Below are 19213 nucleotides of genomic sequence, written 5' to 3' on the forward strand. Positions count from 1 at the left end.
CCATGACCATGATCCACAAGAACGAGGGACTGCGCGCCTGGCTGCTGAGCGAGGATTTCACCTCGCCCCGGCAAGCCCGCGCCCATAAGGCCTATGTCGCGTGGCTGCGGTTCAGCTCCAACCCCCTCGCCTTTGGCGGGCTGCTGGTGGTGGTGCTGCTGGTGCTTGCGGCGCTGCTTGCGCCCTGGGTCGCGACCCATGACCCGCTGGCGCAGGACTTCGCGCTGGCCCTGCAACCCCCGTCGGCCGAGCATTGGTTCGGCACGGACGAGTTGGGCCGCGACGTCTTTTCGCGGCTGGTCTATGGCGCGCGGACGACGCTTTACATCACCATTCTCGTGACAGTGATCGTCGGGCCGATCGGCTTCGTCATCGGTGCGGCGGCGGGCTATCTGGGGGGCTGGGTCGATACTGTCCTGATGCGAGTGACCGACATCTTTCTGGCATTTCCCAGCCTGGTCCTGGCATTGGCCTTTTCGGCCGCGCTTGGCGCCGGGATCGAGAATGCAGTAATCGCCATCGCCCTGACGATCTGGCCACCCGTCGCCCGACTGGTACGGGCCGAGACGCTGACCTTCCGCAAGGCGGATTTCGTGGTCGCGGCGGAATTGCAGGGCGCCAGTACACAGCGGATCCTGTTCCGCTATATCGTGCCGCTTTGCGCACCCTCGGTCATCATCCGCCTGACGCTGAACATGGCCTCGATCATCCTGACCGCGGCGGGTCTGGGCTTCCTGGGCCTTGGCGCCCAGCCCCCCTTGCCGGAATGGGGCGCGATGGCCGCGCAGGGCCGGCAATACCTGCTGGACGCCTGGTGGCTGACTGCGGTGCCGGGGCTGGCCATTCTGGTCGTCAGCCTTGCCTTCAACCTGCTCGGCGACGGGCTGCGCGATATCCTGGACCCGAAACATGCCTGACACCCAGCCTTTGCTGTCCGTCCGCAACCTGACGGTCTCGTTCCCTTCGCTGCATCTGCTGCCACCCGCGGTGCGCAATGTCAGCTTCGATGTCGGACGCGAAAAGGTCGGCATCATCGGGGAATCCGGTTCGGGGAAAAGCACCACCGGGCGCGCGATCATGCGGCTGCATCCGCCCAAGACCCGGATCACCGCCGATCGGATGGAGTTTGCAGGCCGCGACTTGCTGTCCCTGCCGGAACGCGAGATGCGCGCAATCCGCGGTCATCGCATCTCGATGATCCTGCAGGATCCGAAATACTCGCTGAACCCGGTGATGACCGTGGGCGAGCAGATCGCCGAAACGGCGATTTTGCACGAGCGCCTGAACCGTCGCGAGGCGCGGCAGCGCGCAATGGAGATGATGGAAAAGGTCCATATCCGCGACCCCAAACGCGTGATGGGACTTTATCCGCACGAAATCTCGGGCGGGATGGGACAACGCATCATGATCTCGATGATGCTGATCGCAAAGCCCGCGCTGATCATCGCTGATGAACCGACCTCGGCGCTGGATGTCTCGGTCCGCCAGCAGGTCCTGTCCATTCTGGACGAGCTCGTGACCGGCAACGAGATGGGCTTGATCTTCATTTCGCACGACCTGAACCTGGTGCGCAGCTTCTGCGACCGCGTGCTGATCATGTATGCGGGTCGCGTGGTCGAGGAATTGCGCGCCTGCGATCTGGATCAGGCCCGCCATCCCTATACGCGGGGCCTGCTTGAGGCCCTGCCCAACCTGACCGAACCCAAGGACCGTCTCAGCGTGCTGCGCCGCGATCCTGCCTGGGCAGAGGGGTAAGCCATGAACCGCCAGATGATCGAGGTCAGCGGCCTCAACGTCAGTTTCGGCCAGGGACGCAAGATCAACCGCGTCGTTCGGGGCGTGGACCTTGCCATCGCGCAGGGCGAATGCTTCGGACTGGTCGGGGAATCCGGCTGCGGCAAGTCGACGATCCTGGGCGCCATCGCGGGCCGGGTGAAGCAATGGCAAGGCTCAATCCGCATCGCCGGAGAAGAGGTCAGCCCGGAACGTCGCAAGCTGGACCAGTTACGCCGCCAGCAGATCGTTGTTCAGGACCCGTTCGGCTCGCTTCACCCGCGCCACACGATCGGGACCGTGCTGTCCGAACCCCTGGACATTCACGGCATTCCCGACCGCGATGCCCGCATCGACACAGTGCTGGATCAGGTCGGCCTGCCGCGGCGCTTCCGCTTCCGCTATCCGCACCAGCTTTCGGGGGGCCAGCGCCAGCGCGTCGCGATTGCCCGCGCGCTGATCCTGGATCCCCAGATCCTGCTTTTGGACGAGCCGACTTCGGCGCTTGACGTCTCGATTCAGGCCGAGATCCTGAACCTGCTCAAGGACCTGCGCACGGAACGCGGCCTGACCTATCTGCTGGTAAGCCACGACATGGCGGTCGTGACCTATCTTTGCGACCGCATCGCCGTGATGCAGAAGGGCCGCTTCGTCGAGGTCGCCAGCCGCGACGCGATGATCCGGGGCGAGCTTCAGCATCCTTATACCCGCCAGCTGCGCGATGGCAGCCTTGGCTATCGGCCCACCGGCACCCTTGCGGCCGAGTAGGCGTGCGACACCCATATCTGAAAGGAACAAGATGAAGATCGACCGCATGCGGGTGTTCATGACCCGTGACAAGGACCGTCCCCGCGTCATCGTTGCGCTGGACACCGATGACGGGCTGACGGGCTGGGGCGAATGCTACAACCACGGCCCCGATCTGGCGCTGCCGCCGCTGCTTGACTATCTTTACGGTTTCATCGCCGGGCAGGATCCGACGCGGGTGGAATATCTCTACAACCTGATGATCCAGCAATGCCGCTTCCCCCCGGGGGCGCTGGGACTGGCGGCGATTTCGGGGCTGGACCATTGCCTGTGGGATCTGGCCGCGAAGGCGGCGGGCGTCCCGGTCTACAAGATGCTGGGGGGCGCGGTCCGTGACCGGGTCAAGGTCTATGCCGGGGTCTATACCGCCCCTGACGTTCCGGCCGCGCGCGACGAACTGGACCGCCTGAACGAGCAGTGGGGCTTCCGCGCCTTCAAGCTCAGCCCCTGGCGGCTTGAACCGAACAGCCATCGCTGGGGCGAGGTCGTGCGCAGCTCGGCCGAATATTTCCGCCAGCTGCGCGAGACGGTCGATAACAGCTATGAAATCGCCTTCGATGCCCATGCGAAGATCTTCGAACCCGCGGCGGCCCGGCAGCTTGGCAATGCCCTTGCCCCCTATGACCCGCTATTCTTCGAAGAGCCGCTGCGGCCCGAGAATATCGAGATGTATGGCGACCTGAAGCAGGGCCTGAACTGCACGCTGGCCACCGGCGAGTCGCTCTATCACCGCAACGAGTTCCTGCGCCTGCTGCAGGTCCGTGGCGCCGACATCATCCAGCCCGACATTTGCGTGGTCGGCGGGATTTCGGAAATGCGTCGCATCGCCACGCTGGCCGAGGCGCATTTCGTCAGCGTCGCGCCGCATAACCCGATGGGCCCGCTGGCCACCGCCGTCAACGTCCACTTCTCGGCCGCGCAGCAAAACTTCAAGATCCTCGAATACCGCCTGCCGGTCGGACAGGGTTATGTCTATGGCGGAACCGAGGTCGACCAGCGCGAGATGGAAGCACGCTATGTCGTCGACCCCTACCTGCCGAAGGACGGCTATCTGGAACTGCGTCCCGACCGTCCCGGCTGGGGGGTCGAAATGGACGAAAAGGCGATGCTGGAAGACGGCTATGTCCACTGGCAGCGCAAGGTTCCGAAGCGTCCCGACGGTTCCTACGCCTTTGCCTGAAGGATTGGGGGCCGGGACGCGATGCGTTCCGGCCCCGCGCCCCTATCTTCTTTCCTGCAGCAGCGCCGCGATATAGCCGTAGCAGAATGCGAATGCGACGCCGCGTTCGTTTTCACCCGACAGCGTCGGCGCGTGGTCGGGCATGACCATATAGCGGTATCCGGTGTCGCGCAGCGCATCCATGACCGCGGGCATGTCGATGTCACCTTCGTCCGGCAGGGTCTCGCGGAAGGAATAAAGGCCACCGGCGATATTGCGGAAATGGATGTTCATGATCTTGCCACGCTCGCCGAACCAGCGGGTGATGGCGGGCACTTCCGAGACGTCGTCAAGCATCTCGCCCAGCGTGCCGATGCAGAAGTTCAGGCCGTGGACCGGGCTTTCATGCATCGAGACGAAGCGCTTCATGCCCTCGACCGTGCCCAGAACACGGGTCACGCCCTTGTAGCCCGGCGGCGTGGCCGGGTCGTGGGGGTGGCAGGCCAGCCGGATATTGGCAGCCTCGGCGACCGGGACGATGCGGGCCAGGAAATAGTCGATGCGGCTCCAGATCTCGTCCTCGGCGATCTGGCCGGCGGGGCCGGATTCGTCCTGATCCATCAGATCCCAGCGGAAGGCTTCGGCCCGGGCGCCGCCACGGCCGGCCTCCATCGGGCTGCGCGGGATGCCGATATAGTTGAAATTGTACTTGACCGAGGGGATGCCGACGGCGGCGCAATCCTCGATCAGCTTGCAGATGCCGTCGATCTGCCGGTCGCGCTCGGGCCCGGCCAGCATGATGTCGGGGCATTTCGCGCGATCCACCGGCACCGAGCCCAGCGGCAATTGCAGCATGTCCAGCGACAGCCCGAACCCCTCGATCCGCTCGCGGAAGCGCGACAGATGCGCCACGTCCCAGCCCCGCCAGTCGCCATCGGGGTCGGCGCAGACATGATCCACGCCAAGCTGCTTCATCACCCGGTAGTCATCGTCGTTCCGCGCTGGAAGCTGCGTGCCAAGATACATCACGATCCTCGTCGAATTGCGCCGGGTGCGGTCCGCAGTCCCGGCTGAAAATGCTATTTGCTGCCGCCGGTGAAGCTTCTGCGCAGGCGGTCGGGATCAAGCCGCACCGCAGCCAGCGCCGCCTTGTCGAAGCGGATTCCATGACCGGGCCGCGCGGGCGGAATGCCCACGGCATCCTGCGGCTCGATCGGCTCTTCCAGCAGACCCAGTTCGGTGAAGCTGCCACCAACCACGTTTTCCAGCATGAAGGCGTTCGGAACCCCGCAGAGAAGCTGCAATGACAACTCCATCATGTAATGGGGCGCGACAGGCTTGCCGAAGATCTCGGCCAGATGCGCGATCTTGAGCCATTCGGTGATCCCGCCGATAAAGGCCACGTCCGCCTGCACGTAATCGACCGCGCCCGCCTGCAGATAAGCCAGAACCTGCGACCGCGAATGCAGGCTTTCCCCCAGCGCGATCGGCGTGCGGATCGCGCGGCGCAAGGCTACATGGGCATCAAGGTCGGTGAAGGGCAAGGGTTCTTCGATCCAGCCAAGGCCCAGCCCGTCCAGACGGCCCGCATGGACGCGCGCGTCGTGGGCCGTCCATTTCTGGTTCAGGTCCACGAACAGCTTGCCATGCCGGCCCAGGATTTGCTGGATCCGGGTGATGCGCTCGATATCCTCCTCGATATCGGCGCGACCGATCTTGATCTTGACCGCGCGATAGCCGCGCGACAGGTAGCCGTCGACGCGACCAAGGACGTCCTCCAGCGTGTCGCTTTCCTTCATCACGATCTCGCTGATATAGGCCGGGATGCTGTCCCGCGCGCCACCGATCAATTGGTAAAGCGGACGATCATGCAGCTTGCCAAGGATGTCCCAGACCGCGATGTCGATGGCGGCGATCCCCATCGCGTTGACGCCAAGCCCCAGCCGCCGCGACTGACGCTGCATCTTGGCCCAGATCCGTTCGTAATCCTGGGGGTCCATCCCGATGACCAGCGGGGCCAGGTAATCCTGCACCAGCGCAAGAATGGCGCTGCCACCGATATCGACCGTATAGGTAAAGCCGGTGCCGATGATGCCGGTATCGGTCTCGACCTCGACGAAGACGAACTCCAGGCCATCGACCCGGTTCGTCGCATCCTCCCACGGGACCGAGGGCGGCAGGCGGCAGGCTTCAGCTCGGACATCGACAATCTTCATGGCTTCTTCTCTTTCGGCATTTTGACCAGGCCGGGGCGCAGCGTCAGCCGCGCCCGCAGGCAAACGAGGTTCCGACCTCTCGGGTCAGGCGTTGAAATAGCGACGGCGGCCAAGCCGGCTTTGCACATGCAGATGCTCGCGCGCCGTTCCGGGCAGATACTCGCTGCCGGACTTCTCGGACGGGGCCGAGACATTCCCGCGGGTCGGGCGGCTCAGCACGAAATCCTCGTCAATGTCGCAGCCAAGCCCCGGGGCATCGGGCACGTCCAGAAACCCGTCCCGCGCGACCGGATGTGGCAGGATCGTCCTGACCCGCCCCGCCCAGTCATCGTCGAAACGTTCAAGGATCAACCCGTTCGGAATCGAGGCCAGCAGGTGCAGCGCGGCATATTCCGCGACCGGGCCCAGCGAACCCGAATGCGGCGCGACCTGGATGTAATGCGCCTCGGCCATGCCGGCGATCTTCTTCATCTGGGTAAAGCCGCCCGCGCGCCCGGTATCGGGCTGGATCACGTCGACCAGATCCTCTTCGATCAACTGGCGCTCGCCGAAGATCGTTGCCATCCGCTCGCCCGCCGCCAGGGGAACATGCGCGGCGTCGCGGATACGGCGATAGCCGTCAAGATTTTCGGGCGCGACCGGATCCTCGATCCATAGGGGATCGTAAGGCTCAAGTGCGCGCGCCACCCGCGCCGCATCGGCCGGGGTCAGCCACGGCGGGCCATGCAGGTCAATGGCAATGTCCACATCGTCCCCGACCGCTTCGCGCAGGTCGGCGAACTTGCGCACCGGATCGCCCACGCCGCCGCATTTGATCGCCTTGATGCCACGCGCCTTCAGGGCCAGCGCCTGAGCCGGAGTATTGGCATGGGAATAGATCGGGATGCGGTCACGCAGCTTTCCACCCAGCAACATCCAGACCGGGACACCAAGCGCCTTGCCTTTGATGTCCCACAGCGCCATGTCGATGCCGGTCAGCGCACCGCCACCGACCGTGCCGATCATGCCATGCCCCATCATCGCGATGGTCAGCTTCTGGGCGATCAGTTCGGTATTGCGCGGATCCTCTCCGACCAGCAGCGGGGTCAGGTCGCTCAGGGCGGTTTCGACGACGCGCGGCCAGCCCGAGCATTCGCCGATCCCCGTGATCCCCGCATCGGTCTCGATCTTCAGGAACAGCCAGTTGCGCGTGCCCGATGCACCGGGGGCGGGGTCCAGCGGGGCGCCGGGCCATTCGGCATGCATCAGGAAGGTCTTGAGTGCGGTGATCTTCATCCGAAAGCCCTTGTCGGTGCAGGCGCATCCTCGGCGCGATAGCGGAAGCGGCGGGAGCGGTCGCGGTCGCGCGGGTCCGGTCGCGGGATCGCGGACAGCAGCGCCTGGGTATAGGGATGGTCGGGATCATTGCAGACCTTTTCGGCCGCCCCCACCTCGACCAGCTTGCCGCGATACATCACTCCCACCCGGTCGCACATGTAGCGGATCACGCCGATATCGTGGCTGATGAAGATATAGGCCAGCCCCAGTTCGTCCTGCAGCCGCATCAGCAGGTCCAGAACCTGGCTGCGGACCGAGACATCCAGCGCCGATGTCGCCTCGTCCGCGACGATCACGCGCGGGTTCAGCGTGATGGCGCGCGCGATGCCGATCCTTTGCCGCTGCCCCCCCGAAAAGGCGTGGGGATAGCGTTCGCGGGTCGAGGGGTTCAGCCCGACCTGCTCCATCAGGTGGCAGACCCGTTCGTCCAGCGCCCGCCCGCGGGCCAGACCGTTGACCAGAAGTGGCTCGCCGATGATCTGGGCCACCGTCATCCGCGGGTTGAGCGAGCCGAACGGGTCCTGAAAGACCATGCGCAATTCGCGCCGTACGGCCTTCAGCTCGGCCCCGTGCAGCGCGGTCAGGTCGACCTGCTTCCCATCAGCGCGACGATACAAAATACGGCCGCCGGTCGGGTCGTAAAGCCGCATCACCGCGCGGCCCATCGTCGTCTTGCCCGACCCGCTTTCCCCCACGATGCCCAGTGTCTCGCCCGGTTGCAGCGTGATCGACACCTTGTCCAGCGCCGTCAGCTCGCCAAACTTCATCGTCAGGCCCTGGATGTCCAGGATAGGCGCGGCGCTCATGTCCAGCGGCGGGCGGTTGACGCGGGCCTCGGCCTTGCGCTCCAGCTTCAGGACCGAGCCGATCAGCATCCTGGTGTAGTCATCCTTGGGCGCATGGAAGATCTGCTCGACGGGGCCATATTCCTTGACGACGCCATGGTGCATGACCAGCACGTCATCGGCGATCTGCGCGACCACGCCCATGTCATGGGTGATGAACAGCACCGCCATGCCATGCGTCTTTTGCAGTTTTGCGATCAGGTCGAGGATCTCGGCCTGGGTCGTCACGTCCAGCGCGGTGGTCGGCTCGTCCGCGATCAGCAATTGCGGCTTGCAGGCCAGCGCCATGGCGATCATGGCCCGCTGCCGCATCCCGCCCGAATACTCAAAGGCATAGCGGTCAACCGCTTTTTCGGGATTCGGGATCTCGACTTGCCGCAGCAGGTTGATGGCTTCCGCGCGCGCGGCGGCCTTGCCCATCTTCAGATGCAGGCGAAGCGCCTCGATGATCTGGTCACCGACGGTATGGACCGGCGACAGCGAGGACATCGGCTCCTGAAAGATCATCGCGATCTCGGCCCCACGGACCGCGCGGATCGCCTTGCCGCGCGGATCCAGCCGGGCAAGATCGACAGAGCTGCCATCCGGCCGGTTCAACAGGATCTGACCCGAAGCGATGCGGCCCGGCACATCCACGATCTGCAGGATCGAACGCGCCGTGACCGACTTTCCCGATCCGCTTTCGCCCACGACACACAGGGTCTTGCCCGGCTCGATGGAAAACGACACGCCGTTCACGGCCGTGAATACCCCCGTCCGCAGGGGGAATTCGGTGACGAGGTCGCGGACCTCCAGCAGGGGGCGCCCGGCGGGCGACGGGGCATCGGACATGGGCGCACTCATTTGTTATAGGGATCGGCCGCATCGCGCAGGCCGTCGCCAAGAAGGTTCAGCGCCATCACGGCGACCACCACGGCCGCGCCGGGCAGGAAAAGCCAGGGTGCCGTCGCGATCGAGCGGATGTTCTGCGCCTCGCGCAGAAGCACGCCCCAGGAAATCGTCGGCGGCTGCAGGCCCAGCCCCAGGAAGGACAGCGAGGTTTCGGCCAGGATCATTGCCGGAACGGCCAGCGTGACCGAGGCGATGATGTGGCTGGCGAAACTGGGCAGCATGTGGCGGAAGATGATCCGCCGCTCGGGGACGCCGTCAAGTCGGGCAGCGGCCACGAATTCCTCGGATCGAAGAGACAGGAAACGTCCGCGCACCACCCGCGCCAGTTGCGCCCAGGCCGTGAGGGACAGGATGATGGTGATCATCATGTATTGCAGCGTCGCGGGCCAGTTCTGCGGCAGCGCCGCCGCCAGCGCCAGCCAGATCGGGATCGTCGGCAGGGCCAGAACGAATTCGATCACCCGCTGGATCACGAAGTCGACCCGCCCGCCGTAATAACCCGAAATTCCGCCCAGGATGATCCCCAGCGCCAGCGACAGGAACACGCCGACAAGCCCGATGGACAGCGACACCTGCGCGCCCTGCACCACGCGGGAATAGACGTCTCGTCCCAGCCGATCCGCACCGAACAGGTAAAGCGGCTGCTTCGGGTCCGAAGACGCGAACAAATGGATATTGGTCCTGAACAGTCCCAGCACGGAATATTCATAGCCGCGCCCGAACAGCTGGATCGGCACCTTTTTCGTCGGATCCTCCTTGAAGATCGCGGCCAGCGTCTCGGGATCGCGGGTCATCTTCAGGGGGCGGAAATACAGGCCCAGGCTGAACCCGTCCGTCCGGTCGATCAGATGCACCGCCTGCGGCGGGTGAAAGGTCGAGCGCGCGTTCTGCTTGATCGGATCGTTGATCGCGAAAAATCCCGGCACCAGAGCGACGGTGTAAAGCATGATGGTCACGACCAGCGCGATCATGGCCAGCTTGTGGCGGCGGAAGGCCCACCAGATCAACTGCCATTGCGAGGCGACGGCGACGCGTTCGGCCGGAACTTCGGTCTGCAAAGTGGCATCAGTCATCGCTTGCACTCATTCTAGCCGGATGCGGGGATCGACCAGCGCCAACAGGATGTCGCTGACCAACGAGCCGATCAGCGTCAGCGCGCAGATCAGCAGCACGAAGGCACCGGCAAGATACATGTCCTGCGCCATCAGCGATTGCAGAAGCATCGGCGCGGCGGTCGGAAGGTTCAGCACGATGGCAACCACGACCGAGCCCGAGATCAGGTTCGGCAGCAGCCATGCGATGGTCGAAATGAAAGGGTTCAGCGCGATGCGCATCGGATATTTCATCAGCAACCGCCGCTCGGACAATCCCTTGGCCCGGGCTGTGGTGACATAGGGCTTGGGCAACTCGTCCAGCATGTTCGCGCGCATGACGCGGATCAGGCTCGCGGTCGAGGACACGGCCAGGATCACCACCGGCAACCACAGATGGTGAAGCAGGTCGACCATCTTGCCGAAGCTCCAGGCCGCGTTCTCGAACTCGGGCGAGAACAACCCGCCGACCGCCTGCCCGAAATGAACGGCGGCGATATACATCAGCACCAGCGCCAGCAGGAAGGACGGGATCGACAGGCCAAGGAAGCTGAAGACGGTAAAGGCATAGTCGCCGATCGAATATTTGCGGACCGCCGAATAGACGCCGATCGGCAGGGCGATGGCCCATGTCACGATCAGGCTTGCCAGCGCCAGCACCAGCGTCAGGGCCATCCGTTCCCAGATCAGGCCTGAAACGGGTTGCTGCCATTCGAAGGAAAGGCCGAAATCGCCGCGCGTGACGATGCCCCAGACCCATTTCAGGTATTGGACAATCATCGGCTGATCCAGGCCGAAGCGCTCGCGCAATTGCGCGGCGGCGTTCTGGTCCACGATCTCGTTCGACGAGGCCAGCGTGGCGACATAGGTGGTGACATAGTCCCCTGGCGGCAGCTGGATCAGCACGAAGGCCAGAAAGCTGACGGCAAACAGCGAGGGGATCATCCAAAGGAAGCGCTTGGCGATGAAACGCAGCATCCGACGGCTCCGGGCAAGACGAAAGCGGCCGGCCCCGCAAGGCCGGCCGAATGTGGAATATCAGCTCGTGAAATAGAACTGCTGCGGCAGGGCCGGGCCGGGGTTCGGCCAGGACCAGCTGTCGGGCTGGGTTTCGGGAACGTTGCGCAGATTGTTGCGAATGATCCCGAAACCGCCGACGGCGAGACAGACGCCGACCGTTTCGAACGCTTCGGCGGTCAGGTCAAAGACCTGCTTCATGATCTCGCCGCGCTTGTTCAGGTCTGCGGTCGCCCTGGCCTCGTCGAACAGCTTGAAACGCTGCTTCTGGCTTTCCGGCGGCTCTTCACCGTCGGCCCCGTTCGAGGTGTACCACATTGCCCACGGAATCGCGTAGCGCGAGCCCTGCGGGTGGAAAGCGAAGAAGTCGCGAGGATCCAGCATCGGATCAAGGCCGCCGGGCCCCGGCCAGACCTGCGCGTCATGGGCGTTGTCATCGCCACGCGTGTAGTAAAGCGCGCGCTCGATCGTGTTCACCTTGACGTCGAAGCCAAGCTCGGCCCAATGCGCCTTGACCAGTTCCAGCGTGTCGACAAGGTCCGGGTAAAGCGTCGGGATCACGTCGATGGCAAAGAAGGTCGCACCGCCGTCCGGCCGCACCCGCCAGCCGTTGCCGTCGCGCTTGTCATAACCCGCCTCGTCCAGCATCGCGTTGGCCTTGTCCGGGTCATAGTCCGTGAATTGCCGGGCCAGAGTCTCGTGATACCAGGGATGGCCCGGGCGAGGACCGGTCTGATAAGGCTCGCTTTGCCCGAAATAGACGATCTCGATGATCTCTTGCCGGTTCAGGCCCAGCGACAGCGCCTGACGGACCGCCTTGTTCGCGAACATCTCGCGCATGCCGGGGTCCTTGTGGGCCATGTTCAGATAGATCTGGCACTGCTGCGCGGCGGAAGGAATCAGTTTCAGCAGGCGGTAGTCGCCCTTCTCGGCATTCTCGGACAGGGTCGGCTTGTTGGCGAGAACGCTGATATGGCGGTCCTGGATGTCGATCTGGCCCGAAATCACGCTGAGCATCAGCGATTCTACATCCTGCGAGATGCCGAAATGCAGTTCATCCGCATAGGGAAGCTGGTTCCCCTCGGTATCGACCTGCCAGAAATAGGGGTTGCGGGTCATGACCACGCGGGTCGCGCCGCCGGTATAGGGTTCCTTGACGACCCAGGGATCGACCGTCGGCTTCTCGGGATTGGCCCAGCGGCTGGGGATTTCGATGTCGCCGCATTTGGCGCGGAACAGTTCGGCCCAGCCGCCCAGCCCCGCCGCCTTTGCCTCGGCTTCAAGATTGCGGCCGGACGAGGGCAGGAACTGGCTGCAGTAATGCTTGGGAAACAGCGTCGGGTGCTGGCCCAGCGGTGTCGCCAGGTTTTCAAGGAACAGGGCGTTCGGCGCGGCGAAGGTGAATTTCACGGTGGTGTCGTCGACCTTTTCGACCTCGACCGCCTTGCCAGCGACCTGAAGCTGGGCCGGGGTGGCGCTGTAAAGGTCGGGGTTCTTCACCACGTCCTCGATCGCGAAGACGATGTCTTCGGCGGTAAATGGCTGGCCGTCGGACCAGCGCATCCCCTGCCGCAGCTTGAAGGTGAACTGCTTCGCGTCCGGGCTGATCTCCCAGCTGTCGGCGACGTTGGGCAGGACTTCGGTGAAGTCCATGTTCCAGCGCACCAGCCCCTGGTTGCCAACCATCCGCAGGATGCCGTTATGGTCGGACGATCCGCGCAGCCCGCGCCGGATCGCGCCGCCATAGGTGCCGATCTTCTCATGCGGGGTGACGACAAGCGGGTTGGCAGGCAGGCGGTCACTCACTGCGGGCAGGCCCCCCGACTTGACCATTTCGGCCAGTGCCGGCGCCTCGTTCACGGTCGCGGCGCGAACCTGGCCCGCGAATACTGAAAGCGCGACGACGCTTCCCGACGCGGCCAGAAAGCTGCGCCGGCTCAGCCCGCGCGGCAGCGGATTACTGTCATGCATCCTCGTTCTCCTCCCAGAGCAATCTTGGCTGCAAAGCCCGCCCCCGTCGCCGACCCCTCCCAAGGCCGCTTCGCCACGAGGCGATTGCAACGAGGGAATGGTTATCAAACGATCAGAAGATTACAAGTATTGACAGATTATGACAGCTTCCTAAGTTGGCGGGACATGCCAAGCCGGGACAAAGCGAAGACCAGACAGGCTGCGGGGAACCAGGTGATGTCCGCGATCAAGGGGCACGAGCAGAAGGCCGGGGGCGCCCGATACAGCGACATCATCTATGAAAAGATCATCGCGATGATTGCCGATGGTCGCTTTCCGCTGAACGAAAGGCTGCCTTCGGAACCGAATCTGGCGGCGATGCTGGGCGCCTCACGCCCGGTGCTGCGAGAGGCGCTGGAGAGGATGCGACAGGACAACCTGATCGTATCGCGCAAGGGATCAGGTTCTTATGTGCGGCAGCGCCCTGACAGCACCATGCTGCAACAGGTTCCGGTGGGTTCGCTGGCCGAAGTTCAGCGATTTTTCGAATTCCGCGCAGGATTGGAAGCGGGGGCTGCCGAACTGGCCGCCCGCAATGCGACGGTCGCGGACCGCCACCGCATCGCCGAGGCGCTGGCCCGGCTGGAAAGCGCGATCCAGCGCGGAGAACTGGGGGCCGAAGAGGATCTGGCCCTGCATGACGCGATTGCCGTTGCGGGGGGAAATCCCTTTCACCAGCAGATCCGCAACATCTATCGTTCGCATTTCGCCATGGGGCATTCCGTGACGCGCAGCCTGAACCTGCGCCGTTCGCCGCCGAATCTGCGTGCGGTGCAGGACGAACACAACGCCATCGTCGCCGCCATCCTTGACCGGGATGAGGCTGGCGCTGCAGCCGCCATGCGCAATCACATCCTGAACGCGCGCAACCGCATGTTCAGCGGCGTGGACGACTGAGATCATGACATGCGGGCCCCGGCGGCCCGCGACAGGGGGGACTACTGGTGACCAAACATGCGCGCTTCACGCCGCAGATCCGCAGGCTGATCGACATACCGCTGCAGGTCGGCGAATCCCCCGTCTGGGACGACCGCGAAGGCGTGCTCTGGTTCGTCGATACGCTTGCCCCCGCCGTCTTTCGCAGGCACGGGGACGGTCGGCTTGATCGCTTCGACATGCCAGCGGCCGCTGGCTGCCTTGGCCTTTGCGAAAGCGGGCTGATCGCGGTCGGCCTGCAGACCGGCGTTCACCTGCTGGACCCGAACGACGGTTCGCTGACCCTGCTTTGCGATCCCGACCAGGGACGCCCCGATAGCAGGCTGAACGACGGAAAGGTCGGTCCCGACGGCTGCTTCTGGGTCGGCACCCGCGACGAAGCCGTGCCGCAGACCGGGAATGCCCGACTGTATCGCGTCGCGCCCGATGGCAGCTTCACCACTGTGCTGGAGGGGCTGCTGACCTCGAACGGCTTGGCGTGGAGCCCGGACGGAACCCGCATGTATCATTCGGACAGCAGCGGACTTTTCGTTCAGGCGCTGGATTTCGACCCCGCGACCGGAACCACGGGCCAACCCGTGCGACTGCATGACAACGCCCCCGACGAAGGCCGCCCGGACGGTGCCGCGATGGATGCCGAAGGATATTACTGGAGCGCGGGCGTCCGCTCCGGTCGGCTGAACCGGATGGATCCGCAGGGCAATATCGTCGAGGTCTGGGATCTGCCCCACAAGGGATGCAGCATGCCCTGCTTCGGCGGGCCAGACCTGCGGACACTTTATGTCACCTGCCTGCATATGCCGCGCGAGGATGGGACGATGGAGCCCGGCACCCTTCTTGCGCTGGACGCGCCGGTTGCAGGCGCACCGGTCCATCGCATGGCGATCTAGGATCGGACGCAGACCCAGGCTGGAACAGGGGCCGGTTCACGGCCCCTGAGTAATCCCCTTGCGGTTTCGCCCGCCCGCGTCAATCCGCGACCGAGAAACGGCGGGACACGGTAAAGGCCTTGTCCAGATCGGGGTTCAACTCCATCCCCAGACCCGCTCCCGGGGGGACCGTGATCATGCCGTTCCGGACCTCGGGCAGCGCCGTGACAAGGTCGCGGTACCACGTCTTGTAGAAGGCGCGGACGCTTTCCTGCACCAGCGCATTCGGCGCATTCAGCGACAGGTGGGTCGAGGCGCACAGGACGACCGGCCCCGTGCAGTCATGGGGCGCGACCGGCAGATGCCATGCCTCGGCCATGGCCGCGATCTTGCGGGCCTCGGACAGGCCGCCGCACCAGCTGATATCCAGCATGACCACGCCCGCCGCGTCGGTTTCCAGCAGGTCGCGGAAGCCCCAGCGCGTTCCCAGCGTCTCGGAAGCCGAGATCGGCGCGGGCGAGACAGCGGCATAGCGTTTCAGGCTGGACAGGCTGTCCATCTTGATCGGATCTTCGTGCCAGAAGGTCTGATAGGGGGCCAGCGCCTTGGCGATCTGCATCGCGGGCAGAAGCTGCCACATCGAGTGGAACTCGACCATGATGTCCATGCGGTCGCCCACAGCGCTGCGAATCTTCTCGAACGGCTCCAGCGCCGATTTCAGGTCGGGCAGCGAGATATACTGGCCGCGCGTCTTTTCCGCCGCGATGTCGAAGGGCCAGATCTTCATCGCCGTGATGCCCTCTTCCAGCAGCGAATGGGCCAGTTCGTCGGCACGATGCAGGAAGCCGTTCAGGTCGTCGTAATTGCTGATCTTAGTCGCGGACAAGTCATAGTTGGCGGTGGTCTGCCCGGTCGCCTTCTTGATGTATTCCGTACCCGCGCAGGTGTTGTAGGTGCGGATCTCGCTCCGGCTGAATCCGCCCAGAAGCTGGGCGATGGGCTGGCCCGTCGCCTTGCCGAAAATGTCCCACAGCGCGATGTCGAAGGCGGAGTTGCCCCGCACCTCGGCCCCCGAGGACCGGAAGCCCAGATAGCCGACCAGTTCCGACGCAAGCAGGTCGATCTGCAGCGGATTGCGCCCGATCACGCGGGGCGCGACATATTCGTGGATATAGGCCTCGACCGTCTCGGCCCCGAAGAAGGTTTCGCCAAGCCCGGTCAGACCTTCATCCGTATGGACCAGTACCCAAAGCAGGTTCGGTCGCTCGGCCACGCGGACCGTTTCAAGTTTCGTGATTTTCATGCGTTGTCCTTCATGCAATTCCGGCGGCGAGAAGCGCCTTTGCGCTTTCGTCGAAATGACGGGTCATCAGCGCGGCGGCGGTCTGCGGATCGCCAGCGGCAATCGCCTCGGCCAGCGCGACATGGATGCTATTCATCGCCTGCCTGTCCGCATCCGAGGCGCGGCTGCGCCAGCCGATGGGCCAGGTCTGGCGCGAGACGCCCTGAAAGGCGCCGACGATGATCGCGAAGATCGGGTTGCGGGATGCACGGGCGATTTCAAGGTGAAAGGCCAGGTCGCTTTCCATCACCTTGTCGGCGTCGCCAAAATTCTCCTGCATCGCGCGCGCATGGCCCAGGATGACCGCGGCCTCGGCATCCGTCCGGCGCAGCGCGGCCAATGTCGCCGTTCGCGTCTCGATGGTCCGGCGCACGTCATAGACCTGGTTGATGCTGATCTGGGCGGTGTGGACGCCGTGGTCGATCATCAGGGACATTGCCCCGTCATCCAGCTGCGCCACCGTCGCGCGCTTGCCGGCACTAAGGTCGATCAGCCGCATCGCCGCCAGCGACCGGAACGCCTCGCGCACCACGGTGCGCGATACGCTCAACTCTCGCGACATGGTCGCCTCGCTGGGGAGGCGGTCGCCGGGGGCGAGTTCGTTCGCGCGAATGTGGCGGGTGATCGCGCCGATGGCGGCGCTGACCAGATCCCCCGTTTCGGCGCTTTCCTGCGCTGCCTCGATCATTTTCGCCCCACGGATAGCACAAACCTATATGACTGGTTTGATATGTTTGTTCGATACTTCATGCGAAAGCTGCCTGTCAAGAGTGCTGCACAACGCGTGACGGCGGATTGAATGGCTTCCTTCATGCTGGCACGGCCAGCGGTCAAAGGGCATAATCCGACTGGCGGCATTTAAGGTGGGTATCTTGCGGGTCTTGCTGATCGAGGACGACGAGGATCTGGGCGCGGCGGTCAAGGACCGCATTGGCGCCGATGGCCATGTCTCGGACTGGATGACCACGCTTGAGGATGCTGGCGACTGCGTGCGGACCGTCGATTACGACCTCGTGCTGCTGGACATGATGTTGCCCGACGGGAATGGCATCGACTTCCTGCAGCAACTGCGGCGAAGCGGGGCGACCGTCCCGGTCATCATCCTGACAGCAATGGACCGGATTTCCGAACGGATCGCGGGGCTGAATGCCGGGGCCGACGACTATCTGGTCAAGCCCTTCGACCTTGCCGAGCTTTCGGCCCGCATCCGCGCCGTCGGGCGGCGCTACACCGGAAATCCGAACCCGATGCTGAAGCTGGGCGAACATCAGATCGACCTGGCGCGGCGCCAGGTGATCGGCCCCGACGGGCCCTTGACCCTCAGTGCCCGCGAATGGGTCGTGCTGGAGACGCTGCTGTCGGGTGCAGGCAGGCTGATCTCGCGCGCGATGATCGAGGACCGCCTGTATTCCTTTGAGGAAGGGGCCGAAAGCAACACGGTCGAGGTCTATATCAGCCGCTTGCGCCGCAAGCTTGGTCACGAATGCATCCAGACCCAGCGCGGGCTGGGCTATCGCGTGGTCGTCTAGCCCGCCGGGTTCAGTTTCGCTTCAGCCTGGTGTTGTTCCGGTTGCCCCGTCGGGATCGTTGACCCGGCCGGTGCCGCATGGCTGATTGCCGAGGGAAACGGCGGCCACGTGGCGACACGCGCGCGGCAACAAAAAGGGGAAAACGCCCATGCGACGCTCAAGCCTGCTTCGCGACCTCGTCAATGGTTTCGGTGCCGGGATCGTGCTCATCTGGTGCGTGGCGCTGCTGGTCGGCTGGATGGTCCTGCGCGAAGAGTTGGACGAAATCTATGACGCGATGTTGGCGCGGGTCGCGGACCATGTGCTTGCCCTGTCGGGCCGGGCCGAGAACGGCGCGCGCAGCGCGGATTTGTTGATCCAGTTCACCGCCCCCGACGGCACGATCGAGATGAGCCCCGAAGGCGCGGATCGCGCCGCCTTTTCGCTGGCCTTGGCCGAAGGGTATACCGAAGTCGGCGACATGCGCGTCCTGACCCTTAAGAATTCCGATGGCAGCGTCCTGCGGGTCGCCGATCCGCTGAAGGAACGGCGCGAGGCGGCGCGGGAAACGCTTGTCGGGATGCTGCTCCCCTCGATCATTCTGCTGCCGCTGGCATTTTTGGCGACGCGGGTTTTCATCCGCCGCAGGCTGGCACCGGTGCGTGCGCTGTCCGCCGAGGTCGAGGGGCGCAGTGCCTCGGACCTGCGGCCCCTAACGGTGCAGGACATCCCTGATGAGCTTGAGCCGGTCCTGATCGCGGTGAACCGGCTGATGACACGCCTGTCCGAGGCGCTGGAGGCCGAGCGCAGCTTTTCGTCGAACGCCGCGCATGAATTGCGCACCCCGATCGCGGCTGCCTATGCCCAGACCCAGCTTCTGATTGACGAGGCCGAGAATCCCGCCATGCGCGCGCGAAGCGAGGCGATCGCAAGATCGATGCAGCGACTTTCCCGCCTGGCGGCGAAGCTTCTGGAGCTTGCGCGGGCCGAAGTCGTGCGGGACGAACAAGAGGAACTTTCCGATCTTGCCCCGGTCCTGCGCCTTGTCGCGCAGGATAGCGGATCGGGCCATATCTATCGCATCCCCAACCGGCCGGTTCTGGTCCGCATGGACGTGGACGTCTTTGCGCCGCTGGCGCGCAACCTGATCGAAAACGCGGAACTGCACGGTCAGACGCCCATCGCCGTCCGGCTGACAGACGATCTGTTCGAAGTCACCAACCGGGGTCGGGTGGTGCCGCCCGACAGGCTTGCCCGTCTGACCCGGCGGTTCGAACGCGCGGGCAGCCGCGAGGTCGGATCGGGACTGGGCCTTGCCATCGTCGACACGCTGGCCAAGAACGCCGGCGCGCGGCTGGAACTGCTGTCACCCGAACCGGGCCGTGAGGATGGTTTCGTCGCCCGCGTCCACTTTCCCCTGCGCGAGGCCTGA

The 19213-nt window shown here is 64.4% G+C and carries 17 protein-coding genes; 8 read left to right on the top strand and 9 right to left on the bottom strand.

Going from position 1 to position 19213, the window contains the following annotated elements:
- The first annotated feature begins 2 nt into the window (after window positions 1–2).
- From nikC to RM190_RS03665, 4 genes are read left to right on the top strand one after another with little or no spacing between them, the layout of a single operon-like run.
- The gene (gene nikC, locus RM190_RS03650) at window positions 3–917 is read left to right on the top strand and encodes a nickel transporter permease (RefSeq protein WP_311758044.1); all 915 of its coding nucleotides are present in this window, start codon (window positions 3–5) and stop codon (window positions 915–917) included.
- A complete protein-coding gene (locus tag RM190_RS03655; protein WP_311758045.1) occupies window positions 910–1755 on the top strand; it encodes an ABC transporter ATP-binding protein in 846 nt (281 codons plus the stop codon). The genes nikC and RM190_RS03655 overlap by 8 nt, the downstream gene beginning before the upstream one ends.
- A gap of 3 nt (window positions 1756–1758) precedes the next feature.
- Window positions 1759–2541, top strand: coding sequence for an ABC transporter ATP-binding protein (locus RM190_RS03660; protein WP_311758046.1), 783 nt, complete (start codon window positions 1759–1761; stop codon window positions 2539–2541).
- Window positions 2542–2572: 31 nt separating this feature from the next.
- Window positions 2573–3760 (top strand): galactarate dehydratase, encoded by a 1188-nt coding sequence (locus tag RM190_RS03665; RefSeq protein ID WP_311758047.1) that lies wholly within the window; start codon window positions 2573–2575, stop codon window positions 3758–3760.
- Between the two features lie 42 nt (window positions 3761–3802).
- Here RM190_RS03665 and RM190_RS03670 read toward each other — a convergent pair whose 3' ends face one another.
- The 7 genes from RM190_RS03670 to RM190_RS03700 form a co-directional block, all read right to left on the bottom strand.
- A complete protein-coding gene (locus RM190_RS03670; RefSeq protein WP_311758048.1) occupies window positions 3803–4765 on the bottom strand; it encodes a mannonate dehydratase in 963 nt (320 codons plus the stop codon).
- A gap of 53 nt (window positions 4766–4818) precedes the next feature.
- On the bottom strand, window positions 4819–5955 hold the full coding sequence (locus RM190_RS03675) for a mandelate racemase/muconate lactonizing enzyme family protein (protein WP_311758049.1): 1137 nt from the start codon (window positions 5953–5955) through the stop codon (window positions 4819–4821).
- Window positions 5956–6039: 84 nt separating this feature from the next.
- Complete coding sequence (locus RM190_RS03680; RefSeq protein WP_311758050.1) at window positions 6040–7230, bottom strand: mandelate racemase/muconate lactonizing enzyme family protein; 1191 nt, start codon at window positions 7228–7230, stop codon at window positions 6040–6042.
- Window positions 7227–8948, bottom strand: a complete 1722-nt coding sequence (locus tag RM190_RS03685) for an ABC transporter ATP-binding protein (RefSeq protein WP_311758051.1) — start codon at window positions 8946–8948, stop codon at window positions 7227–7229. Before RM190_RS03685 ends, RM190_RS03680 begins: the two co-directional genes overlap by 4 nt.
- A gap of 8 nt (window positions 8949–8956) precedes the next feature.
- A complete protein-coding gene (locus tag RM190_RS03690; RefSeq protein ID WP_311758052.1) occupies window positions 8957–10081 on the bottom strand; it encodes an ABC transporter permease in 1125 nt (374 codons plus the stop codon).
- A gap of 9 nt (window positions 10082–10090) precedes the next feature.
- The gene (locus RM190_RS03695; RefSeq protein WP_311758053.1) at window positions 10091–11077 is read right to left on the bottom strand and encodes an ABC transporter permease; all 987 of its coding nucleotides are present in this window, start codon (window positions 11075–11077) and stop codon (window positions 10091–10093) included.
- Between the two features lie 60 nt (window positions 11078–11137).
- Window positions 11138–13087: an ABC transporter substrate-binding protein gene (locus RM190_RS03700; protein WP_311758054.1), complete on the bottom strand. Its 1950-nt coding sequence runs from the start codon at window positions 13085–13087 to the stop codon at window positions 11138–11140.
- A 216-nt stretch (window positions 13088–13303) separates the two neighbouring features.
- On the opposite strand from RM190_RS03700, the gene RM190_RS03705 reads away from it, so the two are divergent.
- Entirely contained in the window at window positions 13304–14023 is a 720-nt protein-coding gene (locus RM190_RS03705) for a FadR/GntR family transcriptional regulator (RefSeq protein ID WP_311758055.1), read from the top strand.
- A gap of 47 nt (window positions 14024–14070) precedes the next feature.
- Window positions 14071–14952, top strand: a complete 882-nt coding sequence (locus tag RM190_RS03710) for an SMP-30/gluconolactonase/LRE family protein (protein WP_311758056.1) — start codon at window positions 14071–14073, stop codon at window positions 14950–14952.
- 79 nt (window positions 14953–15031) lie between these two features.
- Here RM190_RS03710 and RM190_RS03715 read toward each other — a convergent pair whose 3' ends face one another.
- Window positions 15032–16234 carry a mandelate racemase/muconate lactonizing enzyme family protein gene (locus RM190_RS03715; protein ID WP_311758057.1) on the bottom strand — a complete coding sequence of 401 codons (1203 nt, stop codon included), beginning with the start codon at window positions 16232–16234 and terminating at the stop codon, window positions 15032–15034.
- Window positions 16235–16244: 10 nt separating this feature from the next.
- On the bottom strand, window positions 16245–16961 hold the full coding sequence (locus RM190_RS03720) for a FadR/GntR family transcriptional regulator (RefSeq protein ID WP_311758058.1): 717 nt from the start codon (window positions 16959–16961) through the stop codon (window positions 16245–16247).
- 184 nt (window positions 16962–17145) lie between these two features.
- Here RM190_RS03720 and RM190_RS03725 point away from each other — a divergent pair, with 184 nt between their 5' ends.
- On the top strand, window positions 17146–17802 hold the full coding sequence (locus tag RM190_RS03725) for a response regulator transcription factor (protein WP_311758059.1): 657 nt from the start codon (window positions 17146–17148) through the stop codon (window positions 17800–17802).
- Window positions 17803–17950: 148 nt separating this feature from the next.
- Complete coding sequence (locus tag RM190_RS03730; protein WP_311758060.1) at window positions 17951–19213, top strand: histidine kinase dimerization/phospho-acceptor domain-containing protein; 1263 nt, start codon at window positions 17951–17953, stop codon at window positions 19211–19213.

Source organism: Paracoccus broussonetiae (genome assembly GCF_031854425.1).
GTDB lineage: Bacteria > Pseudomonadota > Alphaproteobacteria > Rhodobacterales > Rhodobacteraceae > Paracoccus > Paracoccus broussonetiae.